The 24,590-nt window shown below is 75.3% G+C and carries 21 protein-coding genes; 11 read left to right on the top strand and 10 right to left on the bottom strand.

Annotated features, from left to right (window positions below; all coding sequences use genetic code 11):
- Window positions 1-36: 36 nt before the first annotated feature.
- The 4 genes from FHS22_RS21905 (at window position 37) to FHS22_RS21890 (ending at window position 3,494) form a co-directional block, all read left to right on the top strand.
- Complete coding sequence (locus FHS22_RS21905; RefSeq protein WP_184944320.1) at window positions 37-657, top strand: carboxyltransferase domain-containing protein; 621 nt, start codon at window positions 37-39, stop codon at window positions 655-657.
- Window positions 658-751: 94 nt separating this feature from the next.
- Window positions 752-1,627 carry a 5-oxoprolinase subunit C family protein gene (locus FHS22_RS21900; protein ID WP_184944317.1) on the top strand — a complete coding sequence of 292 codons (876 nt, stop codon included), beginning with the start codon at window positions 752-754 and terminating at the stop codon, window positions 1,625-1,627.
- A gap of 131 nt (window positions 1,628-1,758) precedes the next feature.
- Window positions 1,759-2,400, top strand: a complete 642-nt coding sequence (gene pnuC / locus FHS22_RS21895; protein WP_184944315.1) for a nicotinamide riboside transporter PnuC — start codon at window positions 1,759-1,761, stop codon at window positions 2,398-2,400.
- Window positions 2,397-3,494 (top strand): AAA family ATPase, encoded by a 1,098-nt coding sequence (locus FHS22_RS21890; protein WP_184944313.1) that lies wholly within the window; start codon window positions 2,397-2,399, stop codon window positions 3,492-3,494. Before pnuC ends, FHS22_RS21890 begins: the two co-directional genes overlap by 4 nt.
- Before the next feature lie 143 nt (window positions 3,495-3,637).
- Here the strand turns inward: FHS22_RS21890 and FHS22_RS21885 are convergent, their stop codons facing one another.
- Entirely contained in the window at window positions 3,638-3,976 is a 339-nt protein-coding gene (locus tag FHS22_RS21885; protein ID WP_184944311.1) for a carboxymuconolactone decarboxylase family protein, read from the bottom strand.
- Window positions 3,977-4,057: 81 nt separating this feature from the next.
- On the opposite strand from FHS22_RS21885, the gene FHS22_RS21880 reads away from it, so the two are divergent.
- A complete protein-coding gene (locus FHS22_RS21880) occupies window positions 4,058-4,924 on the top strand; it encodes a LysR family transcriptional regulator (RefSeq protein WP_184944309.1) in 867 nt (288 codons plus the stop codon).
- A gap of 9 nt (window positions 4,925-4,933) precedes the next feature.
- Here FHS22_RS21880 and FHS22_RS21875 read toward each other — a convergent pair whose 3' ends face one another.
- The 3 genes from FHS22_RS21875 to FHS22_RS21865 all read right to left on the bottom strand — a co-directional run bounded on the left by FHS22_RS21875 (window position 4,934) and on the right by FHS22_RS21865 (window position 10,514).
- A complete protein-coding gene (locus tag FHS22_RS21875; RefSeq protein WP_184944307.1) occupies window positions 4,934-6,022 on the bottom strand; it encodes a winged helix DNA-binding domain-containing protein in 1,089 nt (362 codons plus the stop codon).
- Between the two features lie 145 nt (window positions 6,023-6,167).
- Entirely contained in the window at window positions 6,168-8,507 is a 2,340-nt protein-coding gene (locus FHS22_RS21870; protein WP_184944305.1) for an AAA family ATPase, read from the bottom strand.
- 147 nt (window positions 8,508-8,654) lie between these two features.
- On the bottom strand, window positions 8,655-10,514 hold the full coding sequence (locus tag FHS22_RS21865) for a hypothetical protein (RefSeq protein ID WP_338047878.1): 1,860 nt from the start codon (window positions 10,512-10,514) through the stop codon (window positions 8,655-8,657).
- Window positions 10,515-10,713: 199 nt separating this feature from the next.
- Between FHS22_RS21865 and FHS22_RS21860 the strand changes: the two genes are divergently transcribed.
- From FHS22_RS21860 to FHS22_RS21850, 3 genes are all read left to right on the top strand, one after another.
- Complete coding sequence (locus FHS22_RS21860) at window positions 10,714-12,267, top strand: MFS transporter (protein ID WP_184944301.1); 1,554 nt, start codon at window positions 10,714-10,716, stop codon at window positions 12,265-12,267.
- A gap of 68 nt (window positions 12,268-12,335) precedes the next feature.
- Window positions 12,336-13,082 carry a DoxX family protein gene (locus tag FHS22_RS21855; RefSeq protein ID WP_184944299.1) on the top strand — a complete coding sequence of 249 codons (747 nt, stop codon included), beginning with the start codon at window positions 12,336-12,338 and terminating at the stop codon, window positions 13,080-13,082.
- A 145-nt stretch (window positions 13,083-13,227) separates the two neighbouring features.
- The gene (locus tag FHS22_RS21850) at window positions 13,228-14,409 is read left to right on the top strand and encodes a low temperature requirement protein A (protein ID WP_184944298.1); all 1,182 of its coding nucleotides are present in this window, start codon (window positions 13,228-13,230) and stop codon (window positions 14,407-14,409) included.
- Between the two features lie 6 nt (window positions 14,410-14,415).
- Here FHS22_RS21850 and FHS22_RS21845 read toward each other — a convergent pair whose 3' ends face one another.
- Entirely contained in the window at window positions 14,416-14,802 is a 387-nt protein-coding gene (locus FHS22_RS21845; RefSeq protein ID WP_184944296.1) for a VOC family protein, read from the bottom strand.
- A 98-nt stretch (window positions 14,803-14,900) separates the two neighbouring features.
- Entirely contained in the window at window positions 14,901-16,076 is a 1,176-nt protein-coding gene (locus FHS22_RS21840; protein ID WP_184944294.1) for a DUF418 domain-containing protein, read from the bottom strand.
- A gap of 179 nt (window positions 16,077-16,255) precedes the next feature.
- Here FHS22_RS21840 and FHS22_RS21835 point away from each other — a divergent pair, with 179 nt between their 5' ends.
- The 3 genes from FHS22_RS21835 to FHS22_RS21825 all read left to right on the top strand — a co-directional run bounded on the left by FHS22_RS21835 (window position 16,256) and on the right by FHS22_RS21825 (window position 20,687).
- Window positions 16,256-18,169 carry a serine/threonine protein kinase gene (locus FHS22_RS21835; protein ID WP_184944292.1) on the top strand — a complete coding sequence of 638 codons (1,914 nt, stop codon included), beginning with the start codon at window positions 16,256-16,258 and terminating at the stop codon, window positions 18,167-18,169.
- Window positions 18,169-20,130: a serine/threonine-protein kinase gene (locus FHS22_RS21830; protein WP_184944290.1), complete on the top strand. Its 1,962-nt coding sequence runs from the start codon at window positions 18,169-18,171 to the stop codon at window positions 20,128-20,130. Before FHS22_RS21835 ends, FHS22_RS21830 begins: the two co-directional genes overlap by 1 nt.
- Before the next feature lie 401 nt (window positions 20,131-20,531).
- A complete protein-coding gene (locus tag FHS22_RS21825; RefSeq protein ID WP_184944476.1) occupies window positions 20,532-20,687 on the top strand; it encodes a hypothetical protein in 156 nt (51 codons plus the stop codon).
- Between the two features lie 54 nt (window positions 20,688-20,741).
- Here FHS22_RS21825 and FHS22_RS21820 read toward each other — a convergent pair whose 3' ends face one another.
- The 4 genes from FHS22_RS21820 to FHS22_RS21805 all read right to left on the bottom strand — a co-directional run bounded on the left by FHS22_RS21820 (window position 20,742) and on the right by FHS22_RS21805 (window position 24,589).
- Window positions 20,742-22,592: an alpha/beta fold hydrolase gene (locus FHS22_RS21820; RefSeq protein ID WP_184944289.1), complete on the bottom strand. Its 1,851-nt coding sequence runs from the start codon at window positions 22,590-22,592 to the stop codon at window positions 20,742-20,744.
- Between the two features lie 98 nt (window positions 22,593-22,690).
- A complete protein-coding gene (locus FHS22_RS21815) occupies window positions 22,691-23,251 on the bottom strand; it encodes a TetR/AcrR family transcriptional regulator (RefSeq protein ID WP_184944287.1) in 561 nt (186 codons plus the stop codon).
- Window positions 23,235-23,753: a hypothetical protein gene (locus FHS22_RS21810; protein WP_184944286.1), complete on the bottom strand. Its 519-nt coding sequence runs from the start codon at window positions 23,751-23,753 to the stop codon at window positions 23,235-23,237. The genes FHS22_RS21815 and FHS22_RS21810 overlap by 17 nt, the downstream gene beginning before the upstream one ends.
- Window positions 23,750-24,589: an SDR family oxidoreductase gene (locus FHS22_RS21805; protein WP_221473939.1), complete on the bottom strand. Its 840-nt coding sequence runs from the start codon at window positions 24,587-24,589 to the stop codon at window positions 23,750-23,752. Before FHS22_RS21805 ends, FHS22_RS21810 begins: the two co-directional genes overlap by 4 nt.
- Window position 24,590: the final 1 nt, after the last annotated feature.

Below are 24,590 nucleotides of genomic sequence, written 5' to 3'. Positions count from 1 at the left end.
GGGGGTGTCGGCGGCGGTCCGGCCGGAGAGACGGCCGTGATCCGGCGGGCCGGGGAGCACGGGCTCCTGGTGGAGACCGGGACGCTGGAGGTCTCGCACCGGCTGGACGCGCTGCTGCGGGCCGACCGGCCCGCCGGGGTGACGGAGATCGTTCCCGGTCCGGCCACCGTGCTGGTCGTCGCGCCGGGCGCGGATCCGGCCGGGATCCGCGCCCGGCTGTCCGCCCTGGCCGCTGCGGCGCGCGCCCCCGGCGCGGAGGCCGCCGCGCCGGAGCGGACCGTGACGGTCCCGGTGGTCTACGACGGCGCCGACCTCGCCGAGGTGGCCGCGCTGACCGGGCTGACCGCGCAGGAGGTCGTCGACCGGCACACCGGCCGCGAGCTGGTGGCGGGCTGGCTGGGGTTCGCCCCGGGCTTCGCCTACCTCACCGGGCTGGACCCGGTGCTGCACGTGCCGCGGCTGGCCACCCCCCGGACCTCGGTGCCCGCCGGGGCGGTGGCGATCGCCGGGCCGTACTCCGCGGTCTACCCCTCGGCCTCACCGGGCGGCTGGCGGCTGCTGGGCCGCTCGCCGCTGCCGGTGTGGGACGCGGCGGCCGATCCGCCGGCCGTGCTGGCCCCGGGCACGCGGGTGCGCTTCCGGGCGGTCGCCGGATGATCGCCCGCCCCGCCGCGGGCCCCCGTGCCCGCCCGGTTCCCGCCGGGTGTCCCGCGGTCCGCCGGGCGGCCGCTCCCCCGTGCGCGGCGGCCGCATGATCGAGGTGCTCGCGCCGGGGCCGTACGCCACCGTGCAGGATCTGGGCCGCCCCGGGTACGGCCATCTCGGTGTGCCCCGCTCGGGCGCCGCCGACGCGCCGAGCCTGCGGCTGGCCAACCGCCTGGTGGGCAACCCGGAGGGCGCGGCGGGGATCGAGCTGACGTTCGGCGGGTGCGGTCTGCGGTTCTCCGCCGGGGCGTGGGTCGCGCTCGCGGGCGCTCCGTGCCCCGTCGAACTGCTCGTCCCCGCTCCCGCGCCGGGCGACGGCCGGGATCCCCGGGCGGGGATGTGCGCGCCGTTCTGGGTCCCGGCCGGCGGCCGGATGCGGGTGGGGACGCCGGCGACCGGGCTGCGGACCTATCTGGCGGTCCGGGGCGGCGTGGACGTCCCACCGGTCCTGGGCAGCCGCTCGGCGGACTCGCTCTCGGGCCTCGGACCCGCCCCGCTCGCCCCCGGCGACGTCCTGCCCGTGGGCCGGACCCGCGCCCTGCCGCCGATCACCGTGGACGCCGCCCCGCCCCGCCCCGCCGGCCCCCCCGTGCTGCGGATCCTTCCCGGTCCCCGGGACGACTGGTTCGCCCCGGGGGCTCTGGAGGCCCTGTGCGCCGGGCCGTACGAGGTGAGCCAGGACAGCAACCGGGTCGGCGTGCGGCTGCGCGGGCCGGCGCTGGAGCGGGCCAGGAACGGGGAGCTGCCGAGCGAGGGCATGGTCGCCGGGGCCCTGCAGGTGCCGCCGGACGGGCAGCCGATCGTGTTCCTCGCCGACCACCCTCCGACCGGCGGCTATCCGGTGGTCGCCGTCCTCGCCGCCGCCGACCTCGCGGCGGTCGCCCAGCTCCGCCCCGGCGACCTGGTCCGCTTCCGCCGCTGACGGCGCCGGAGCCCCGGGTACCGATCGCGCCGCGGCCCTGCCGGCCCGCCTCCCGTCCGCCGGATGCCGTCGATGCCGGTTCCGTTCTGCCCGGAAATCCCTTATCGTCATCGGGACGATAAGGAGAGCTCGTGACACTCGCTGAATTCCTCGGCCCCCTCCTCCGGCCCGCCTTCACCATCGCGGGAGCCCCCACCAGCTGGGCCGAGCTCCTCGGCTTCGCCACCGGCATCCTCACCGTCTGGCTGGTGGCCCGGCAGAACATCTGGAACTGGCCGATCGGCGTCGTCAACGTGACCCTGCTCGGGCTGGTCTTCCTGGCCGTCGGGCTCTACGCCGACTCGGCCCTGCAGATCGTCTACGTCGTGCTCGGCCTGTACGGGTGGTGGCAGTGGCGGTACGGCGGCGCGGGCCGGACCCGGCTGACGGTCCGCGCGACCGGGCGCGCCGAGTGGGCGGTCCTGGCCGGCGCCGGCGCCGCCGCCGCGGCGGCGCTCACCCTCGCCCTCACCGCCTGGACCGACTCGACGGTGCCCTTCTGGGACGCCCTGACCACCGCCCTCTCCCTGATGGCCACCTACGGGCAGACCCGCAAGCTGGTGGAGTCGTGGTGGCTGTGGATCGCGGCCGACCTGGTCTACATACCGCTCTACGCGTACAAGGGCCTCTACCTCACCAGCGCCCTCTACGTCGTCTTCCTCGTGCTCTGCGTCTCGGGCCTGCTGGCCTGGCGCAGGGAGCTCACCGCGCGGCCGGTCCCGGTGGCGGCATGAGCGCGGACTTCGCCCACGGCCTGGTGGTCGGCAAGTTCTACCCTCCGCACGCGGGCCACCACCATCTGATCGACACCGCGGCGGCGCGGTGCGCCCGGCTGAGCGTGGTGGTCGCCGCCTCGACCGCGGAGAGCGTCCCGCTGGCGCTGCGCGCCGCCTGGCTCCGGGAGGCCCACCCGCAGGCCGGGGTGACGATCGCCCCCGTGGTCGACGACGTCGAGATCGACTACGACGATCCGGAGATCTGGACGGCGCACGTCGAGGTGTTCCGGCACGCGCTCGCCCTCGCGCACGGCGAGGTCCCCGCGGTCGACGCCGTCTTCTCCTCCGAGGAGTACGGCCCGGAGCTGGCCCGCCGGTTCGGCGCCGCCCACGTCGGCGTCGACGCGGACCGGGAGCGGTTCCCCGTGAGCGGGACGATGGTCCGCGACCACCCGGTCGCGTGCTGGCGGTGGCTCTCCCCGGCGGTCCGCGCCCACCTGGCCCGCCGGGTGGTCGTCGTCGGAGCGGAGTCCAGCGGAACCACGACCCTGGCCAGGGACCTGGCCGCCCGCTACGCCGCCAGGGGCGGGCCGTGGGCGCAGACCCGGTGGGTGCCCGAGTACGGCAGGACGTACTGCGAGGAGAAGCTCGCCCTGGCCCGGCGCCGCGCCAAGGCCGCCGGCCTGCCGGAGCCCTGGCTCGACGACCTGGAGTGGGAGTCCGCGGAGTTCACGGTGATCGCCGAGCGGCAGCTGCTCTGGGAGGACGCCGCCGCCCGCGCCGGCTCCCCCCTGCTCGTGTGCGACACCGACGCGTTCGCCACCGCGCTGTGGCACGAGCGCTATCTGGGCACGCCGGGGACGGTGCATCCGCGTGCCCGGCACGACCTGTGGATCCACACCTCGGTGGAGGACGTGCCCTTCGAGCAGGACGGATGGCGCGACGGCGAGTCCGTCCGGCACCGGATGGACTCCCGCTTCCGCGAGGAGCTGGCCGCGCGGGGCCTGCCGCATCTGGTGGTGTCCGGGTCACCGGACGCGCGGCTGGAGCAGGCCGTCGCCGCGGTCGACGCCCTGATCGCCGGGGGCTGGGCCTTCACCCCGCCGCTCTGAGGCGCCCCGGAGGGAGGCCGGGCCCGGTGCGGATGTCAGCGGTCCGGCGGGCTCTCGGGCCGGCCGGTCACCGGCGCCTGAACCGGCGTGGCGTGCAGGCCGTCGCGCACCGGCCGCACAGCCGGGTGATCCGCCGCAGCAGCCTACGCATCGGCCACCGCCTCGTCGTGCAGCCGGATCATGAGAAGGGCGTGCGCGAGGGTTCCGCCCGCCCGTACGGCGGCGGCGACGAGCGCGGCCTCGGCGAGCTCCTCGGCCGTGGCCCCGGCCTCGCGCGCCTGACGGGTGTGGGTGTCGATGCAGTATTCGCACTGGGTGGTCAGCGCGACCCCGACCGCGATGAGCTCCCGGTAGCGGGGCGGGACCGCCCCGCCGGAGCGCCCCGCGGCACTGTGGAACTCGAGGAAGGCCGACGCCTCGGCAGGCGCCAGGTCCCGGAGGCGGGGGATCAGTTTCAGGTCGGATGGGTGTTTGTAGCACATGGCCCGATCACATCCCAGGTGCGGGAGCGGTGTCCAAGTCCGTCTCGGACCGGGTGGGCGGCCCGCTGATATCGTGCCTGCGTGGACCTCCGGCGGCTGCAGTACTTCGTGGCGGTCGCCGAGGAGGGCAACGTCGGACGGGCCGCCCGCAGGTTGCACATGTCGCAGCCGCCGCTGAGCCAGCGCATCCGCGAGCTCGAGGCGGAACTGGACTGCGCGCTGTTCGAGCGGACGCCCTCCGGGATGCTTCTCACCGGACCCGGCGAGGTCCTGCTGGCCGAGGCCCGCGAGCTGCTGGCCAGGGTCGACTCCGCACGCGAGCGGGTCCGCGCTGCGGCGGGCGCGCAGCGTCTGGTGGTCGGCGTGCTCGGACCCGGCGAGCAGACGCTGTCGGCGCGGGTCGCACCGGCCTTCCGGCGGGCCCATCCCGGCGCGCGGGTCGAGCTCCGCCAGGGCGACTTCGCCGATCCGACGATGGGGCTGGCCGGCGGCGCCGTCGATCTCGCGGTCACCCGGACCCCGTTCGACACCACCGGCCTGGCCGTCCAGGAGGTGGCCGAGGAGCCGTGCGTCGCCGTGCTCCCCGCCGGGCACCCGCTGTCCGGGGCGCGGGCCGTACGGCTCGCGGACCTCGCCGAGTGCTCGTGGGTGCGGTTCCCGGCGGAGGCGGACGCGCGCTGGCGCGCGTTCTGGCAGCCGGTCGGCGACGCGGGCGGCCCCGAGATCCGCACGGTGGACGAGTGCATGCACGCCGTGCTGTGGGACGGCGCCGTGGCGATGGTGCCCGCCCGGATCGCACGGCGCTCCTCCGCGGAGGGCGTGGTCTTCCGCCCGATCACCGACGCCCCGCCGAGCAGCCTGGCCCTCGCCTGGCGCAGAACCGAGGGCTCTCCTCTGGTCACGGCCTATGTCCGGCTGCTGGCGGAGGTCCACCGGGCGGCGCCGTGACCGCGCGCCCTATCCCAGAAGTCCCGCGACGCGCTCGGTCTCGGCCTTGAGCGGCGCGGACGGGACGTCCTCGAACAGGTCGAGGGTGATCGCGCCGTCCCTGGCCTCCCAGACCCCGGCCACCCGGCCCCGGTGGACCACCACCGGGGAGATCCACCCGGCGGCGCGGCTGACCTTGGCCCTGGCCTCCTTGGGCAGGAGGGGTTCGAGGTCGCGGGGGGCGCCCAGGATGTACTGGTCGAAGCCGGGCAGCAGGTGCACGCCCGTGGCGGGCGCGGTCGCGGCCAGGTCGTCGAGGTGCTCGGCGAGCATCACCATCGGACGGCCCTCCACCTCCACCTCGGCCAGCTCGGGGGCGAGGTCGCGGAACCAACCCCGCAGTGTCGCCTTGCGGGCGGCGCCCCGGTAGAGCCAGGCGTCGAAGGTCTCGGGGGCTCCGGGGCCGTGGGCGCCGAGGAAGGAGCGGACCAGGGTCAGGCCGCCCTCCTCCGCCGAGGGCAGCGCGGCCGGCCAGCCCGGCACCCGGTCGCGGGGCCCGGCGAAGGTCACCTTGCCCTCGCGCGGCGGGCCGTAGCAGAGCTCGCCGAGGAAGCTGAGCGGCTTGAGCAGCGCACCCCAGCCGGAGGTGAGCGCCTCCTTCAGGTGGGCGTCGCCGGTGACCTCGATGACGGCCTCGACCAGCTCCTCCCGGGTGAGGCTCCGGCCCGCGAGCGCCCGGGGAACGGCGTCGAGGACGGCCGCGACCTCGTCCGCGGTCACGCCGTGCCCCCGCTGCCAGGAGCCCTTCTCCCAGTGGCGGAACGAGCCGAGGACCGCGGCGTAGCAGGGCAGCTCGTCGGCCGGGACGAGGTGGAGCGTGCCCCGCGCCGTCCAGGTCTTGACCAGTGTGCGGTCCCGCCACAGGGCCTCGTCGAGCTCGCCGCGCCGGGGCTCGGCCTGCCGTACGGCGACCGCCAGGCGGGCCGAGGACGCCACCTGCGCCTGCACCCCGGTCAGCCGCCGGACCACCGAGACCGCGTCAGCCCCGGCCACCGGGGCGACGAACTGCCGTTTCAACCGCCACGCGAGCACCTGGGGCCAGGTCACCGAGATCGCCATGGTCCATTCCTACACTCCGGTGCCGACAGTTCTCCGTGCCCGGACCGGGCCTGGCCCTCACCGCTCCGCTCCGGCGGTGGCCGTCGCCGCCCGCGGACCCGGCCGGCCCCGGCGGGAGAGGGACGGGCGGCGACGGCCGGGGAGGTCAGCGGCCGGAGAGTTCGTCCACCGCGGCGCGCACGTCGGCGCTGGTGATCGTGGTCAGCTCGGCGGCGCTGGCGGTGCCCTCGATCGCGGCCAGGCGCACGTCGCGGCGCATCGCGGCGCGCTCGAACAGCGAGCGGGCGAAGCGGCCGTTGCCCAGACCGTCGATCAGCCCGTCCTCGCAGACCCACGTGAAGACCTCGGCCAGGTCCTGGCGGGCCTCGTCGTCGAATCCGTCCCCCGACGTCTCGGCGAGCAGCTCGGCGATCTCGGCGAGCTCGGCCGGCGTGTAGGAGGGGAACCGCACCCGCTGGTTGAACCGGCTGGCCAGGCCCGGGTTGCTGGCCAGGAAGGAGCTCATCTCCTTCTCGTATCCGGCCAGGATGATCACCAGCCGGTCGCGGTCGTCCTCGGCCCGTTTGAGCAGGGTCTGCACGGCCTCGGAGCCGAACGCGTCGCCCCCGGCGTATCCGCTGTTGACCAGGCTGTAGGCCTCGTCGACGAAGAGCACCCCGCCCAGCGCCCGGTCCACCAGCTCGTTCGTCTTGATCGCGGTGGCCCCGAGGTGCTGGCCGACCAGGTCGGCGCGCTGGGCCTCCACCACGTCCGTCCGGGAGAGCAGGCCCAGCGCGGCGAAGATGCGGCCGAGGATGCGGGCGACGGTGGTCTTGCCGGTGCCGGGCGGCCCGGTGAAGACGAAGTGCCGCATCTGCGGCGGGGTGGGCAGGCCGCGCTCCTGGCGCATCCTGGCCACCCGGAGCTGGGCGGCGATCGCGTGCACCTGGCGCTTGACGGGCTCCAGCCCGGCCATCCGGTCCAGGTCGGCGAGGGCCTCCTGCAGGCTCGGCGTGGCCTGGTAACCGCGGTAGCGGGCGGTGAGCTCCTCGAACGCCTTGGCCACGTCCGGCCCGGTGGTGGTCACCAGGTCCTCGGTGGTGGGCGAGCCTCCCGCGCCGACCACCCGCACGTCGCGGGCCTGGGCGGCGGCCTCCACGAGGCTGCGGACGAACCGGGCGTTGCCCAGCTCGTCGACGAGCCCGCGGCGGTGGACGTCGTCGAAACGGGCCAGGAGCGCGGGCCCGGCGTCGGCGGACATCCGGTCGCCGCGCCGCGCCTGCAGCAGCTCGGTGATCTGCAGCAGCTCGCCGGGGGCGTAGCCGGGGAAGCGGACCCGGGTGGCGAACCTGCTGGACAGGCCGGGGTTGGACGACAGGAAGGAGGTCATCTCCTTCTCGTATCCGGCCAGGATGACGATCAGCCGGTCGCGGTCGTCCTCGGCCCGTTTGAGCAGGGTCTGCACGGCCTCGGAGCCGAACCGGTCGGGCTGGCCGTCACCGGAGTTGATCAGGCTGTAGGCCTCGTCGACGAAGAGCACCCCGCCCAGCGCCCGGTCGATCAGCTCGTTCGTCTTGATCGCGGTGGCCCCGAGGAACTCCCCGACGAGGTCGGCGCGCTGGGCCTCCACCACGTAGGGCGTCTCCAGCAGGCCGAAGGCGTAGAAGATCTTCGCGACGGTCCTGGCCACGCTGGTCTTGCCGGTGCCGGGCGGGCCGACGAACACGAAGTGGCGCATCGGCGGCTCGGTGGAGTATCCCGCCTCCCTGCGCAGGCGGGAGGCCTCGATGGAGGCCGCGATGGAGCGGACCTGCTCCTTGACCGGGGCCAGTCCGATCATGGCGTCCAGCTCGCCGAGGGCCTCCTCCACCGAGATCGGCGGCGGTGCGGACCTGCCGCCGGTCACGTGGGGCGGCTGCCCGCCCTCCTGGATCCGGACCCTGACCGGCTGCTCCCGCGCGGTCAGCGCCGCCCTGGCCTGGCGGGCCTGGACGAACCGGTAGACCAGCGCCGCGGCGGCCGCGGCGTATCCGGCCCAGATGCCCGCGGCGGGCGCGACGAAGGAGAGCGCGAAGACCGTCACCCCGGCGGGCAGCAGCGCCGCCAGCGTGGTCAGCCAGGGCGGGACCCAGCGGATGAGGTGGGCGGCCCCGGCCGCGGCCAGGCCGAGGAACAGCAGCAGGCCGAGACCGTACGGCCGCCCGCCGTACGCGGCGGCGAGGACCGGCGCCAGGAGCACCCAGACGGCCAGGACCAGCGCGGTGGCGGCGGCGCGGGGGAAGCGCAGGGTCAGCGTCGCGAAGCCGAGCAGCAGACCCGTGAGGAGGACCGTGGAGAGGAGGCCCCAGCCCAGCGCCACGGCCAGGACGACCGACGTGAGCAGGACGGCGGCGTGGATCAGCCGGCGCAGCGCGGGGGCAAGGTCGAAGTAGCGCGTCCGCACCTGTTCGAACAGCTCCCGTGCCGCCGCCCGCCCGGCCGGCCTGGCCCTGTCGGAGTCCCGCATCCCGCCTCCCCGGTCCGCCCCCGGTTATACCGCACCGGAAGCGGATTTGGGCGTGCTCACCCGGTGCGCCACGCCGCCGCGCCGGGACAATCGGGTAACCACGCGGGACCGGGCGGATCCCGTGAACGGAAATGTCACCGGCGGGCCTCAGCGTGCGGGCCTGCCGTCCCTCGGGCGCACCCGTCCCTGGTGGCGCCCGGGGTACTCTCCGACGACGACGTGCTTGGGGGTGACCCGGAGCACGTCGGCCTCCGCGTCCGCGATCGCGATGCCGCGCACCTCGGCCCAGAACCGCCGGTCCAGCGGGTCTCCGACGAACACCGCCACCCTCGGGTCGCGCTCCGCCGCCTGCCAGGCGTCGTCGGCGGCGATGAGGCGGAGCTCGCCGTCCGGGCCGACCGATCCGACCGAGCCGACGGCCAGCGCCCGCGGCCCGGTCGGATCGGCGTAGGCGAGCACCACCCCCCTCGCGCCGGCGATGGCCCGGCGCACCTCCCCGCTGAGCCCGACCGGCGCCCGCACGTCGCCGGGGAGGCGGCGTCCGCAGTTCTCGCACATGGCCAGCGAGCCCCGCCACGGCCCGGGCGCGCCCCGCCACCACGCCCGGGCCGACCTGGTGACGTAGGCGGCCACCACCGCCACCAGCGCCCCGATCCCCGCCTGCCACGCCCAGCGGTCGAACCGATCGGGGAGTTCCAGAGCCCGCGCGGCCGCCGCCGCGCCGAACGCGAGCGAGGCCGCCGCGAGCAGGGCCGTCACCGCGGCGAGCCAGCGGTCCCCGGCGGGCTCCCGGCGCCGGGTCCGGCCCGCCCGGCCGTACGCCCAGCGCAGCGCGGCCGGTACGGCGAGCGCCGCGAAGGACCAGCGGGAGTCGTCCAGGACCAGCGCGGCCCCCGCGACCGCGGCCAGCACCGACCAGGCCCGGACCGCCACGAGCCAGAGCGTCACGTCGGTGTCGCGGCGGGCCGTGCGGTCCCCGCCCGCCGCGGCGAACTCGGCCAGCGCCCTGACCGGCCGTCCCCGCCAGGCCTCGGCCAGCGTGCGGACGACGAGCACGGCGGCCCCGTTGAGGAGCACCAGGCCCGCCAGGCCGGACCACGGACTCCGCGCGAGCGCGGCCGCCGAGCCCGAGGCGAGCGCGGGCACGGCGCCGGGCAGGGTGGCGAGCGCCGCCACGTAGGCGGCGACCGCCGCCAGGGTGACCGCGACACTCAGCGCGAGCCAGGCGTCGCGTACGAGCATGGCGGGGACGTAGGCCCAGAGCCTGACCCGGTGGGCCTGGCGGAAAGTGATCACCAGGACGGCGGCGAGCACCGCTCCCCCGCCGGCCCTGGCCCCGCCGGTCAGGCCCGCTCCCGCGGCGACGGCCGCGACCGCGAGGAGCGCCGCCGCGAGCAGCACCCGGACCTGCCGGGACCACGCCTCCAGGGCGCGCCGCGCCCGCCCGGTCGCGCGCGGGTCGACCGGCCAGGCCGGATCGTGGTGCCCCCTGGACCGTTCCCAGCGCAGGAACGCCAGGCCGAGGTTGATCCGCGCACCCGGGTGGTCGTCCAGCCGGCGCAGCGCCTGCCGGTAGGCGGCCCTGGCCTGGCGGTACTCTCCGCGCAGGAGCGACAGATCGCCGACGAGCACGTGCGGGTCGGGCTCCTCGGGGGCGTAGCGCGCGGCCCGCCCGGCCTGGACCCAGGCCTCCTTCCATCGTCCCGGGATCCGGCGCAGGGCCGTGCCCAGGCGCAGCCGCGCGGCCCAGGAGCCCGGCGCCAGCCGTACGGCCTCCTCGGCGGCGGCCACGGATTCGGCGTCCCTGCCGAGCCGTTCGAAGGCGAGGCTGGCGATGCGGTATCCCCACTCGCTCATGCCCCCGGCGCCGGCGTCCCCGGCCGGGGATCCCCCCTCCACCGCCCGGCGGGCGGCCTCCAGCGCGGCCTCGGGCTGGTCCCGGTCCAGCCGGGCGACCGCCACGGCACACCATTCACGCGCGCTGCCCGGATCCGCGCCCACGTCCACGACCGCCATGGTCGGTGCGAGATCACCGTTTGCCTAGATCCCCGCTACAGGTGTCTATCTCTCTAGAGAGGTCCGGAGATCCGGGCACGACGATGTGCATACCGCCACGAATCGATCCGCCAATCGCCCCCGCACGCTCACCGTTCTGGCCTATGCTGCCACGCATGTTCATCCGGGCCGGCTCCCCCGCACGCGGCCTATGACCACTGTGGAGGCCTCGCCCGGCGCCAGGCGCGCGGGGGTGGGCCCGCACCCTCCCGGGACCGGCCGCTGGTCGGTCCTCGTCCTGCTCTGCCTCAGCCTGCTGCTGATCGCGGTGGACGCCACCGTGCTGCACATCGCCGTCCCCGCGCTGACCGCCGCCCTCGAACCGAGCTCGGTGCAGCTGCTGTGGATCATCGACGTCTACTCCCTGGTGGTCGCCCCGCTGCTGCTGACCTTCGGCACGCTCGGCGACCGCTACGGGCGCAAGCGCCTGGTGCTGGCCGGCTACCTCGTCTTCGGGGCTGCCTCGGCCGCCGCCGCGTTCGCGCCGACCCCGCCGGCGCTCATCGCCGCGCGGGCGTTCCTCGGCCTCGGCGGCGCCATGATCATGCCCGCCACGCTCTCCATCATCCGGCAGGTCTTCACCGACCGGCGGGAGCGGGCGGTCGCGCTGGGCGTGTGGAGCGCGGTCGCGGCGGCCGGGGCGGCGGCCGGGCCGCTGGTCGGAGGCCTGCTCGTCGAGCACCTCTGGTGGGGCGCCGTCTTCCTGATCAACGTGCCGATCCTGCTGGCCCTGTTCCCGGCCGCGGCGCGGATCCTGCCCGAGTCCCGCGTGCGCGCGGGACAGCCCTGGGACGCGCCGAGCGCGCTGCTGTCGGTCCTCGGCATCCTCGCCCTCGCCGCCGGCCTGAAGGAGGCCGGCTCGGGGCATCCGGGCGGGATCGCCGTGTTCCTGGGCGGCGCCGGGCTGCTGGCCTGGTTCGTCCGCAGGCAGCGGCGGATCGCCTTCCCCCTGCTGGATCTCGGCCTGTTCCGGCGGCGGGCGTTCTGCGTCGGGGTGGCGGCGGTGCTGCTGACCGTCTTCGCCCTGGTGGGGCTCCAGCTGATGCTCGCCCAGTACCTGCAGCTCGTGCTCGGCGACAGCCCGCCGGGAGCCGCCGTCCGCATGCTGCCGCTGATGGCCGCCTCGGTCGCGGGCGGTCTGGCGGGAGCGCACCTGCTGCGCCGGTTCGGGCTGCGCGCCACGATGGGCGGCGGGCTGGCGCTGACCGCCCTGTCCCTGGCCCCCACGCTGGCCTGGGGCACCGAGCGGCACGCGCTGGAGCTCGCGTTCTGCTTCGTCGGCATCGGCTTCGGCATCCAGGTCGCGCTGCTGGCCGCCTCCGACACGATCATGTCCTCGACCTCCGAGGCCCGTGCGGGCGGGGCCGCCGCGGTCGAGGAGACCGCCTACGAGCTCGGCGCCGGGCTCGGCGTCGCGGTGCTGGGCACGATCACCACCGCCGTCTACGCGCCCGCGATGCCGCCGGTGGCGGGCGTCCCCGCCGAGCTGATGGCCCGGTCCCGCCAGTCGCTCGCCGCCGCCGCGCACGTGGCCGACGGGGTCGGCGGCGTCCCGGGGTCCGCGCTGCTGGCCCAGGCCCGCGCCGCGTTCGTCGCCGGGCTGCACTCCACGATCGCGGTGAGCGTGCTGCTGCTGGCCGCCACCACCGCCGCCGTGGTCCTCCTGGTGCCGCGGCGGCCCACCGACCGGAGCGATCCGGACTGACGGGTTTGTCCGGTTCCTGTCCGGCAAGCTATGGGCAAGAACGGTGAACCGGGCCAGAATGAGGAGCCGTGCGACAATCCCTCCGCGACATCGCCACCCTGGCCGCCAGGCTGGGCGTCGGCGGAATCTTCTTCGCCAACGGCTGGAGCAAGCTGAAGGCCGGCCTGGACGCGACCGGCGACCAGTTCGCGACGCTGGGCGCGCCCGTTCCCGAGCTCTGGGCCGGGACCACCATGCTGACGGAGCTCCTCGGCGGCACCCTGCTCGTCGCCGGGCTGGCCGTACCCGCCTGCGGCCTGCTGCTGTTCGCCGAGGCCCTGGCCGTGTTCGTGATCGCCAACGGCGACCCGGGCATGCCGCTGACCGGCGGTGACGTCAGCCTGATCGTGGCGCTCGGCGCGGCCTCGATCATGCTGGCCGTCAACGGCGCCGGGCGGCTCTCGGTCGACCACATGGTGGTGATCAAGCGGCGCGACGCCGAGGCGGCCGAGGACTTCGCCGCCGACTCCGAGGCCGACGACGTCCTGGCCTCGCTGCGCGAGCCCGAGGCGGCCGCGCCCGCCGCGGACGCCCCGGTACGGCCCGCGGGCACGGCGGACTCCGGCACGATGGACTCCGGCACGGCGGGCTCCGGCACGACGCCCCCGGAGAGCGCGGCACCGGAAGGCGGATCGCCGGAGAGCGGCACGGACACCGCCGAGTTCCCCGCCGCCCGTTCCCGGGCCCGCCGCCGGAGCACCGCCGAGCAGCCTCCGCCCGGCAAACGCGGCGACACCCTGGTCGCCAGGCAGAAGAACCCTCCCGCGGACGGCTGAGCCGGCCGGGCGCCCCGCACCGGTGTCCCGGAGGGCAGGGGCGTCCCCTCTCTCGGACATGCCCGGGTGGACATGTCATGAAATCGACGCTCACATAGTGATAAATCCATGCACGGCTGTCGATCTTGCGGACAGAATGTGCGGCATGCGTCTGCCTGGCTGGTTCGCCGAGCGAGCCGAACCCGCGCCCCCGGAGACCGAACTGCGCGTCTCCACCCTCGAACTCTTCTTCGACCTGGTCTTCGTCTTCACCGTCACCCAGCTCACCCGGCTGGTCGCCGACGGCATCCAGAACGGCGCCCCGCTGCAGGGGGCCCTCCAGGCGCTGCTGGTGTTCGGCGCCATCTGGTGGATGTACGCGGGCTACGCCTGGCTGACCAACGCCATCCCCCCGGTGCGGTCCGCCCGGCGGGTGCTGATCCTGCTGGGCATGGCCGGGTTCATGATCGTGGCCTTGGCGATCCCCACGGCGTTCGACGGCGGCGGCGCCGCCTTCGCGATCGGCTACCTGCTGCTGATCCTCGTCCACGCGGCCCTGTACCTCCAGGCGACCGCCGCCATCTCCCGGGTGATCCCGTTCAACCTCGGCGGCGTGGCGCTGATCGGCGCGGCGAGCCTCCTCGGCCCGCCCTACGACCACCTGCTCTGGGGCGCGGCGGTGCTCCTGCTCTGGGGCAGCCCGTACTTCATCGGGCAGAAGGGCTTCGAGCTCAAGGCCGGGCACATCGTCGAGCGGCACGGGCTGCTGGTGATCGTGGCGCTCGGCGAGTCGATCGTGGCGCTCGGCATCGGCGCCGAGGGGCTCCCGGTCGGCTTCGCCCTGGGCCTGACGGCGGTGCTGGGGCTGGCCCTGGCCGCGGGCCTGTGGTGGGTCTACTTCGGCGGCGACGACGAGACCCGAGCCGAGCACGCCCTGGCCGGCAGCGAGCCGGTACGGCGCACCCGGCTGGTCCTCGGCGCCTACTTCTACGCGCACATCCCGATGCTGCTCGGCATCGTCGCGGTCGCCGCCGGGGTCAAGAAGGCGATCGGCCACCCGGTCGACCCGCTGAAGCTCAGCGCCGCCGTGACCCTCGCCGCGGGCGTCACCCTGTTCCTGGCGGGCAGCGCCTGGTTCCGCCGGGTGCTCGGCATCACGGGCAACCGGCTCCGGGCCGCGGGCGCGGCGGCCGCGCCGGTGACCGTCGCCTTCGGGCTCTGGTCCGCGCTGGCGCAGCTCACCGTACTGGTGGCCCTGGTGGTCGCGGTGGTCGTCCTCGGACGCCGCCCGGCCGCCGCCCCGCAGCCCGCCCCGCAGCCCGCTCCGCCCCGATCCGGCACGCTCTGACCCCCGTCACCCGCCGCTGCCGTACGGGCGGGTGATGATCTCCAGGTTGTGCCGGTCGGGGTCCTCGAAGTACAGCCCGCGCCCGCCGTCGTGGCGGTTGAACCGGCCGGGCTGCCGGTGGCCGGGGTCGGCGTAGTAGGCGATCCCGGCCTCCCTGATCCGCGCGAAGATCTCGTCGAACTCCTCCTCGGAGACCAGGAAGGCGTAGTGCTGCGAGGTGATCGGCCCGTCCCCGGCGTCCATGAAGTCCAGGGTGACGCCGTTGGCCGTCCCGACGGGGAGGAACGGCCCGTACGGCGGGCCGACCTCGAGCCCCAGGACCGCGGCCAGGAAGTCGGCGGACGCCTTCTTGTCGCGGGCCGCGACGATGGTGTGGTTCAGCTCGACTGCCATCTCGGATGCCTCCAAAGGCGTGCCGTCGGCGGCGTCCGCGTCGCCGGGCGAGGCCGCGACGGGCGCCGTGCCCCCATCCTAGGCGGCGGGTCCGATCTTCAACGGGCCTCGCGGCGGGCGGCGCCGCCCGCCGGCCGCGCCCGGCGGGGCCCGTAGGTCACCGCGCGCAGCACCCACTCGACCGGACCGTACCGGTGCCGCCGGGTCCACCAGGCGCTCAGCGGGAGCTGGAGCGCGTAGACCACCGCGGCCACGCCGAGCACCGCCCACGGGGAGAGCTCCAGCCCGGCGACGGTGAACAGGATCGAGGTGGCCACCGACTGGCCGATGTAGTTGGAGGCCGCGATCCTCCCCGCGGGGGCCAGCGCGGCCGGGACCGCCGGGTACCGGTGCATGAGCCGCAGGACGGTCGCCGCGTAGGCCGCCGAGAGCAGGGGCGAGGCCAGTTCGGACAGGGGTTCCAGGAACGGGGCCGCGCCCCGGTCCGCCCACCGGGACGCGGAGACCGCCAGTGTGACCGCGCCGCCGACGCCGTACCCGATGAGCTGGATGCGGGGCAGGAACGGCAGGTAGCGCTCGGGGTCCTCCAGCAGCCGGGTCCTGCCCGCGGCCAGGCCGACGAGGAACATGGCCAGCACCGTCGGGAGCTGGAAGACCACCAGCAGGACGCCGATCGCGCTGTACAGCTCCCAGCGCACGCCGGCCGCCTCCAGCCAGCCGGAGCGGAACTCGGCGCGCATCCTCTCCTGGTTGGCCGGGTCGAACAGGCCTCCGGTGGGGTCGCCGGCCTCCAGCGTGCTCGTCGCCAGGGAGAGCAGAGTGACCAGGATCATCAGGGTCCCGGCGACGATCAGCGCGGTCCGGGGCCGGATCGCGCGCATCAGCAGCAGGATCAGGCCGGTGATCCCGTACAGCAGCAGGATGTCCCCGAGCCAGAGGAACACCGCGTGCAGCGCGCCCAGCACGATCAGCGCCAGGCAGCGCCGTACCGTCCGGGCCCTGGCGCCGGCGCCGTCCCGCTCGGCCGAGCGGAGCTGCATCGTGAAGGAGTAGCCGAACAGGAACGAGAACAGCACGTAGAACTTGCCCGCGAACAGCAGGCCCACCAGGTCGTCGGCCGGGTGCCCGTCGCCGCCCAGGAGATTGGCCATGGCGGAGACGTTGACCATCAGGATGCCGCCCAGGGCGAAGCCCCGCAGGACGTCGAGCGCGGCGATTCGGGGGACGGCGGGCGCCGGCGGGAACGGGCCCGGCGGGCTCGTGGACGGATTCATGGTTCGACGGTAGGAGCGGCACGGCGCCGGAGGATCACCCCCGATGCCGATCCCGGAGTGCGACCCGGAGATGACCGGCATGGCCGATAGATGCCATCAAACTGGCCGAAAGACTGGCATTCCTCAGTTTGATCCGCATAATTAGCGATCTACTGACGGATGCCTCGGGGGGAGCCGTAATGCCGGAGATCGGTCCGGGTGATCCCGGCCGCGTGGACGGGTACGAGATCGCCGCGAGGCTCGGGGAGGCGGTCTACCTGGCGCGCTCCCCCTCCGGGAACCGGGTCGTCGTCCGGCTGCTGCCGGCGGGTCTCGACCGGGAGCAGGTCCTCGCCTCCGTCGCGCCGCTGCGGGAGGTGTCGGCGTTCTGCACCGCCGAGGTCCTGGACAGCGGGGTGGCGGACGGCCGGCCGTACATCGTGAGCGAGTACATCGACGGCCCCACGCTCGAGGAGGCGGTCGCCTCCGGGGGCACGCTGCGGGAGGCCGTGCTGCACCGGCTCGCGGTCGGCACCATGACGGCGCTGGTCGCCATCCACCAGGCGGGGACGGTCCACGGCGACGTCCGGCCGGACAACGTGGTCCTGGGCCCCGACGGGCCGCGGGTGATCAATTTCGGGGTGGCCCGGGCGATCGCGGCCGCCGCCGACACCGACACCCGCCGGGTCGGCGTCCCGGCCTTCACCGCCCCCGAACTGCTCCGGGGGGCCGCCCCCGCGCCCCCGGCGGACCTGTTCGCCTGGGCCGCGACCCTGGCGTTCGCCGCGACCGGCCGCTCTCCCTTCGACGCCGGGTCGATGGCCGGGACCGTCAACCGCATCCTGCACGGCGACCCCGATCTGAGCGCGCTCCCCGACGACCTGCACGGCGTCGTGGCCGCCTGCCTGGCCAAGGAGCCGGAAGCCCGCCCCGCCGCGAGCGACGTCCTGCTCAAACTGGTCGGCGAGCTGCTCACCTCCGACCTCGGCCCGCCGCCGTCCGCCGGCCGTCCGGCGCGGCGGAGCCGGCCGCTGCTCCTCGGCGCGGGCGCGGCGGCGATCGCCCTGCTCTCCGGGGGCTCGGTGTACCTCGCCACGTCCCTCGCCGCTCCCGCTCCCGCCGTCTCGGCCGCCGCGACCGCCTCCGCGGCCCCGGCGGGAGAACCGCTCCCCTCCGCCTCGCCCGCCGCGAGCGGCCCGGAGACCGTGCTCTCCCCGCTGGAGGAGGTGGAGAAGACCTCCGAGGAGGTCGTCCTCCCCGACGTCGGCGTCACCCTGCGCGAACACCCGCAGGACCCGGCCGGGCTCGGCGCCTACACCGTGGTCGGGAAACCGTTCACCACCTTCGCCAGGGAGAGGGGCGGACACGCCTTCCGCACGGTGGACCACGGGATGGCGCCGGTCCTCTCCCCGGACCAGGAGCGGGTGGCGCTCAACCCCTTCCTGAAGTTCAACCAGTCGGACACCGACTACCTGAAGATCACCGAAGTCGCGACCGGCGAGACCTTCACCGTGCCGACGGTGCGCAAGCCCTTCCAGACCTTCGTCCCGGTGTGGTCGGCGGACGGCTCCAAGGTGCTGCTCTCGGTCCACCAGCCGGACAAGAAGGTGATCGGCGGCTTCGTGGTCGTGGACGTGGCCGCGCGGAAGTCCACGCTCGTGGTGACGGAGGTGGTGGGCGACGAGTCCAATCCCTTCACCTTCGCCCCCGACGGATCGGTGGCCCGCCGCTACTTCGACGGCGAGAAGTCCGGCGCCGACTTCTACAACCTCCAGGGGCAGATCGTCCGGACCATGCACTGGGTCGGCGACCCCCGGGGAACGGACTGGTTCTCCCCCTCCGGGAAGCTCTTCTCCACCGTCTGCCCCCGGGGGCGGGACATCTGCGTGTGGGACACGGTGACCGGCAACCGCCGCCACACCGTCCCCGGCGCCGGCATAACGGAGCTCGTCGGCTGGTTCAACGAGAACCACCTGCTGGTGAAGAAGCGCGTCGGGAAGAAGCGCCAGGTCCAGGTGATCGACTTCGTCGGCGGCACGCACCGGGTGCTCGCCGAGATCGAGGGCGGGGAGGACAGGGCGGTCCTGAGCTTCACCCGCAGGCGGGCCTCCTGATGCCGGCCGAACCGCCCGCGGCCGGCGACCCCGGGCGGATCGGCGCCTACCGGATCACCGGCAGGCTCGGCGCGGGCGGGCAGGGCGTGGTCTACCTCGCCGTCTCCCCCTCCGGGGAGCCGGTCGCGGTCAAGCTGCTGCGCTCGGGCGCCCGCGGTCCGAGCGCGGCCGAGTTCGACCGGGAGATCGAGCTGGCCCTGCGGGTGAAGGCGTTCTGCACGGCGCAGGTGCTGGAGCACGGCGACTTCGACGGCGCGCCGTACATCGTGAGCGAGTACGTCGACGGCCCCACCCTCGCCCGGGTGATCTCCGAGCGCGGCGCGCTGCGGGGAGCCGAGCTGCGCAGACTGGCGATCGGCACCTTGACCGCGCTGTCCGCCATCCACCAGGCGGGTGTGGTCCACCGGGACTTCAAGCCCGCCAACGTGCTGCTGCCCAGGGACGGTCCCCGGGTGATCGACTTCGGGATCGCCCAGACGGCGGACTCCGCCGCCGCGGCCGCCGAGCACGTCGTCGGCACCCCGCCGTACATGGCGCCCGAGCAGTTCGGCGGGACGGGGAGCGGGGCGCCCGCCGACCTGTTCGCCTGGGCGGCCACGGTGACCTGCGCGGCGACCGGGGCGCCCCCGTTCGGGACGGGTCCGGTGCCCGCGCTGATCCACCGGATCCTGCACCGCGAGCCGGAGCTGGGCACGCTGGACGGGCAGCTGCGGGAACTGGTCCTGGAGTGCCTGGCCAAGGATCCCGCCGCACGGCCGACCGCCACGGACGCGCTGCTCCGGCTGCTCGGCCATCCCGTGCCGCCGCGGTCGCTGCCGGCCGAGGGCCACGCCCGGGCCGGAGGGCACGCCGGCCTCCGGGAAGAGGACACGCTCCCTCCCCGGGCCGGCGGCGGTACGCCTTCCGCCCGTCGCCGGGCGGCGGCCGGGCTCGCCGCCGTGTCGCTCGCGATCGCCTCCGGGCTCGGCCTCCACCTTGCGCGGGCGGAGGAGCAGCCGGCCGCCGCACCCCGGAGCACGGCCGGCCCCGCGGCGCGGCAGGGCTCCCCGGGGACGATGGCCCCCGGGACGACGGCCTCGGTGCGGATCCCCGGGACCGGGATCACCCTGCGGGAGGACCCCCGGGATTCCTGGCGGGTCACCTCCTACCAGGACAACCGGGAGTACCCGGCCTGGGGGCCCTCGCACGTCAGGACCGCCGGCGGGGACGCCTTCGAGGAGGTCGCCGGGCGGCATCACGCCGTCGTCTCCCCCGGCGGCTCGTACGTCGCGATCAATCCGGAGATCAAGGCCGACTTCTCCGACTTCGACCGGATCCGGATCGTCGATCGCGGCACCGGGCGGGAGACCACGGTCCGGACGGTCGGGCGGCCGGAGCAGACCCGCTTCCCGCACTGGTCGCCCGACGGCTCCCGGGTGCTGCTCACCGTCCTGGAGACCGTGGGATGGGACGAGCCCGGGCGGGACGTCGGCTTCGTGATCGTGGACGCGGCCTCGCACCGCGCGCACCTCATCCGGGTCGCCGACGACGGCGAAGGCCCCCATCCGTACGCCTGGGGACCCGGCGGGACCACCGTGATCCACCGGGCGCCCGGCGGAGCGGTGCAGGTCAGGAACCTGGACGGCACGCTCGTCCGCACGCTGCGCTCGGTCGGCGAGGCGACCTCCGACGACGCCGCGCCCAGCCCGGCGGGCACGGTGATCACCACGATGTGCCCCGGTGGATCGGGCGACGTCTGCCTGTGGGACTACGTCACCGGCGAGAGGAGGGCCAGGGTGCCGATCGCGAGGGGGACCTCCTTCGCGGGCCGGCTGGGCGAGCGGAACCTCATCGCCGTCAGGCCGAAGGGGAAGCGCAAGGAGGTGGTGATGCTCGATCTCGCGGGCGACGCCGTGCGCGTCCTCGCCGACGGGCCCGCCGCCGCGATCGACGGGATCGTGCTGCACTACAGCGCCGGGTGACGTACCACCGGACCTCGGACCATACCATCCCGGAAGTTCCGTTACCACACGTAAAAATACAAACTCGCAGGGTCACCAAACCCATTGAACCCGGACGCGTCGCCCCTATAGGTTGGCGCGCATGGCCTTCGGGGGAAGGCACCGTTCAAGCGGGCGCCAACCGGACGTCAAGCGCTCCGGCGCACAGTCACGGCAAGGAGAGGGGGCAATCGTGAGACGCATCAGAATCGTCCGGCCGCAGAGCCGCCGTCCCATCAGACTTCCCGACCTGGACCTCAGGTCCCCGTCAGGCCGCCGACTGCCCTACTGACGGGATCTTTACGACCGCTTTACGCGGTTATGTGCATATTCCATATAACGGAACCATCACGCCGGGGGGCTCAATGAAGAGACTTGTGGTCGTGCCACCATATGTCGCGCGGATCAAAATCAGGGACATCCGCTCTGCGGCACGCCGCAGAGCCCCCGGCGACACCAAGGTCGTCGACCTGCGCGCCTACACCGGCGGGAACGTCATCCGTTTCCCCCGCCCGGGCGGGCCCACCTCCGCCGCCTGAACCCGACCCCGGGAAGACCCGCGATCCGCGGGTCTTCCCCCGTGCGGGGAGGCCTCACCGGGATCCCCCCGCACCGTCCCCCCGGGGCCGTCCTCCGGACAGGGTGCTCGCACGGACCTCCGCGAGCACGCCGGCGAGTTCATCGGGGTGGGTGAGCTGCGGGCAGTGCCCGGCTCCGCCGATCACGACCGCCGGGCGGTCCACCGCGAGCGGGTCATGCTCCCCCGCCACGATCGTCACCGGCACCCGGACGCGGTCGAGCAGCAGGCGGAGTTCCGCGCGGCGGGCGTGGGCCGCCCGCATCGCCCCGACCACCCGGCGCGCCGCTCCCGGGCGGCGCAGGTCCGCCGGCGCCTCGGGCGGGACGCCGACGCGCTGCCCCAGCCGCTCCCGCGGCATGCGGCGCAGCACGGGGACCGCGAGCCGCGAGCGGGAGAACCACCCGGACGGCTCCTGCAGGAACGCCGGGGCGACCAGCACCAGCCCGGCGATCCGGTCCGGATGGGCGGCGGCGTACCGGAGGGCGGGGCCGCAGCCGAACGAGTGCCCCACGAGCAGCGGCCGGGTCGCGACCGGGCGGAGCAGTTCGGCCAGCCAGCCGTCCGTCCCGTCGGCCGCGGGCGCCCGGCCCGGACCCGTCCCTCCCCGCGCCCGCAAGGGGCGGCCGGAGGGGAGCGGGGCCGAGCGCCCGAGGCCGGGCAGGTCGGGGGCGAGCACGGAGTCGTCGAGCCGGGCCGCCGTCTCCGCCCACGAGTCGGCGTCCAGGGGCAGCCCGTGGAGCAGCACGTATCCGGGGGTCTCGCGCGCGCCGGTCACCCAGGTCCGGACTCCGGCGACGTCGCGGAAGCCGTACGGCCGCGCGGGGCCTGCCGCCCGGCTCCCCGCCGTCCCGCCGGTCCCGTACGGCTCGCGCCCGGCGGGTCCGGCGTTCCGGGCGGGGGCCGCGCCGAAGCGGGCGGCCACCAGGTCGTCGGCCCAGCTCCGGAGAGCCCGGCGGACCGGCGGCATGCGCAGCCCCGCCCGCTCGGCGAAGGCCAGCGCCGGCGCGGTGTCGTAGCGGTCCGCCGACACGAACGACAACGTCTCCGGGTCGGCCCCGGTCAGCGCGCGGGGCAGCCGCCGTACCAGCCCGACGGGGATCGACCGGCGCGGAGCGGGCACGCCCAGGTGGTCCGCGAGCAGCGCGACCAGTTCCGGCAGTTCGGGCGTCTCGTCGTCGAGCACCCAGTAGGCCCGGCCCGCGGTCTCCTCGTCCTCGGGCAGCGCGGCCATGAACCGGGCGAGGTAGCCGACGTCCACGACCGGCACGAAGACGCCGGGTCCGCCGGGGAGGGCGGGCAGCCGCCCGAGCCAGAGATCGCGGACCAGCGAGGCCAGGCCGATGAACTGGCCGGGACCGATCACCGTGGCGGGGTTCGCGATCGTCAGCGGGAGTCCCAGCTCCCGGGCCCGGACCCGGACCGCTGCGTCGCCCTCGCCCTTGGACGCCTCGTAGGCGCCCAGCCGCCGGTAGTCCGCCTCCGCGCCGCTCACCCGGTAGCCGCTGACGTGGACCAGGCGGCGCAGGCCGGGCCGGGCGGCGGCCCAGTCGGCCACGTTGACCGCGCCGGTGACGTTGGCGAGCCGCGCCTCCGCGGCGCTCAGCCCGAAGGCGAAGCGCGCGGCGGCGTTGTACACGTCGCGCACCCCGTCCAGGCCCGTGAGACCGAGGCCGGGCACGGTGATGTCCGCGGTGACGACGGCCAGCCCCGCCGTGTCCGCCCCCTGCGCGGCGAGCCAGGAGGTGAGCCGGTCCCCCGGCCCCCGGACGGCGGCGGCGACCCGGCGGCCCCGGCGGAGCAGCTCGGCGACCAGGGAGCGGCCGACGAACCCGGCGGCGCCGAAGACGATGGAGTCGGGAGTCATGTGCTCTCCTCTGAAAAAATAGATCGGTCTACATATTCGATGGCCGAAAAACAGGCCCTCCGGAGAGGGCCTGCGGGGCCGGACCGCGACGGCCCGCCCTACAGCAGCGCCGGGATCCGCCGGGCCACCCGGTCCAGCGGATCCCGGCTCCGGTGGGCCCTGGCCAGCAGCAGCGCCCCCTCGATCAGGGCGAGGACGGCGACGGCGGTGTCGGCGGGGTCGGGGTGCCCGTCGGCGGCCAGCCGGTCGCGCAGCGCGCCCTCCCAGGAGCCGTAGACCTCCGAGCAGACCTCGTGCAGCGGGTCGCTCGTGGCCGCCATCTCCAGGGCGACCGTGGCCACCGGGCAGCCCTTGCGCCACCCGGACTCCGCCAGCCGGTCGCCGAGCAGCCCGAGCACCCCGGCGACCAGGCTCCGGGCGTCGGGCGCGGCCGCCGCCAGCTCGCGGACCGCCCGGTCGATCTCGCCTCCGGCGCGCCGTACGGACTCCCCGACCAGCTGGTCCTTGCCGCCGGGGAAGTGGAAGTAGAGCGAGCCGCGCGGCGCCCCGCTGGCGGCGATCACCTGGTTCACCCCGGCGCCGGAGTAGCCGCCGGTCTCGATCAGGTCCCGCGTCGCGTCCAGCAGGCGCCCGCGCGTCTCCTCACCCTTCTGACCCATGCCGCAAAAATAGACCGGTCTTCCTATTCTTGGCAAGATCCCAGGACAGCAGGGCCAGCGGGACCACCACGGCGATGGAGAGCGTGACGACCTGGCCGACCACGTCCACCATCGCGAAATGCCGGAGATGGCCCAGGTGGAAGGCCAGGTGCGGTACCGCGTAGGCCAGGTATCCGGCGAGCACCGTGCGGACGAGCAGCCGCTCCGGCGTCACGGCCGCCACCGCCAGCATCATCCCGAACCCCAGGTTGAGGCCGCCGAAGTCCAGCAGCAGATGCTCGTTGTACGGCGGCAGCGTCGCCACCCAGCGCCGCCCCGGCAGCGGGAAGTCCTCGTAGAACCCGGACGGGGAGGCCAGCGCCCATGCCCCGACCGCGAGCTCGGCGACCGCCAGGTAGGCCAGTCCCGCCCGGAACCAGGCCGCCGCCCGGCGCGACCCGGGCCCCCGCGCCGCGGACTCCGCCGCCCGCCCCGGCCGTGCCGTCCCCCGGCCCGCGCTCACCGGTCCACCCCCGCGTACCCCGGGCGGCCCTGCGCCGCGGCCAGGAACTGCGCGAAGGTGATCCGGCCGTCGCGGTGGGCGGGGGCGAGGTGCACGCCCCGCCGGTAGGCCGCGAACACCCCGCCCGGGACCGGGACCGGCAGCACGGGCCGCCGCCTGCCCGTCGAGCGCAGGTAGATCCGGGCGAGCTCGGCCGCGTCCAGGATCTCGGGACCGCCCATGTCGGGCACCCGCCCGGCGGGTTCGCCCAGCGCCAGGCCGGCCAGCCGCGCGGCGACCTCCTCGGCCGCGACCGGCTGGAAGGCCACCCCGGCCGGGACGGGCACGACCGGCAGCCGGGCCAGCGTGCGCGCGCCGTACAGGACCAGGTCGTGGAACTGCGCGGCACGCAGGATCGTGTACGGCAGGCCGGAGCGCTCGATCATGCCCTCGACCTCGTACTTCGCCCGGTAGTAGGAGTAGGGGTGCCGGTCGACCCCGACGATCGAGACGAAGACCAGGTGCGTCCCCGCAGGCGCCGCGGCGATCAGGTTCCGGGCCCCCTCGACGTCGGCCCCGCGCCTGCGGGGGTCGCTGGCCAGGTGGACGACGGTCCGGACCCCGTCGAGCGCCGCCGCCAGGCCCGCCCCGGTGCCCAGGTCCCCGATGTACGGCCCGCGTGTGCGGCTGAGCACGCGGGCGGGGCGGCCGGCCTCGGCGAGCCGGTCCACGACGTGGCGGCCGAGGGTTCCGGTGCCGCCGGTGACGAGGATGTCCTGCACGGGACCCCCCGCGGTGTGCTCTGCGGGCGATCCCGTGGTGTGCTCTGCGGGGAGTCCCGCGGTGTTCTCTTCCATG

Origin of the sequence: Thiemannella venezuelensis (assembly GCF_014203605.1) — a bacterium.
GTDB classification, from domain to species: domain Bacteria; phylum Actinomycetota; class Actinomycetes; order Streptosporangiales; family Streptosporangiaceae; genus Planomonospora_A; species Planomonospora_A venezuelensis.
Note: the sequence above shows the minus strand (reverse complement) of the source record. Positions and strands in the feature narration are given on the sequence as shown.

Coding starts and splice junctions, on each gene's coding strand:
- FHS22_RS21885 (WP_184944311.1), bottom strand. CDS start 3,976: ATGTGCTACAAACACCCATCCGACCTGAAACTGATCCCCCGCCTCCGG.
- FHS22_RS21860 (WP_184944301.1), top strand. CDS start 10,714: ATGACCACTGTGGAGGCCTCGCCCGGCGCCAGGCGCGCGGGGGTGGGC.
- FHS22_RS21890 (WP_184944313.1), top strand. CDS start 2,397: ATGAGCGCGGACTTCGCCCACGGCCTGGTGGTCGGCAAGTTCTACCCT.
- FHS22_RS21875 (WP_184944307.1), bottom strand. CDS start 6,022: ATGGCGATCTCGGTGACCTGGCCCCAGGTGCTCGCGTGGCGGTTGAAA.
- FHS22_RS21815 (WP_184944287.1), bottom strand. CDS start 23,251: ATGGGTCAGAAGGGTGAGGAGACGCGCGGGCGCCTGCTGGACGCGACG.
- FHS22_RS21820 (WP_184944289.1), bottom strand. CDS start 22,592: ATGACTCCCGACTCCATCGTCTTCGGCGCCGCCGGGTTCGTCGGCCGC.
- FHS22_RS21850 (WP_184944298.1), top strand. CDS start 13,228: ATGCGTCTGCCTGGCTGGTTCGCCGAGCGAGCCGAACCCGCGCCCCCG.
- FHS22_RS21840 (WP_184944294.1), bottom strand. CDS start 16,076: ATGAATCCGTCCACGAGCCCGCCGGGCCCGTTCCCGCCGGCGCCCGCC.
- FHS22_RS21805 (WP_221473939.1), bottom strand. CDS start 24,589: ATGGAAGAGAACACCGCGGGACTCCCCGCAGAGCACACCACGGGATCG.
- FHS22_RS21830 (WP_184944290.1), top strand. CDS start 18,169: ATGCCGGCCGAACCGCCCGCGGCCGGCGACCCCGGGCGGATCGGCGCC.
- FHS22_RS21845 (WP_184944296.1), bottom strand. CDS start 14,802: ATGGCAGTCGAGCTGAACCACACCATCGTCGCGGCCCGCGACAAGAAG.
- FHS22_RS21835 (WP_184944292.1), top strand. CDS start 16,256: ATGCCGGAGATCGGTCCGGGTGATCCCGGCCGCGTGGACGGGTACGAG.
- FHS22_RS21870 (WP_184944305.1), bottom strand. CDS start 8,507: ATGCGGGACTCCGACAGGGCCAGGCCGGCCGGGCGGGCGGCGGCACGG.
- FHS22_RS21900 (WP_184944317.1), top strand. CDS start 752: ATGATCGAGGTGCTCGCGCCGGGGCCGTACGCCACCGTGCAGGATCTG.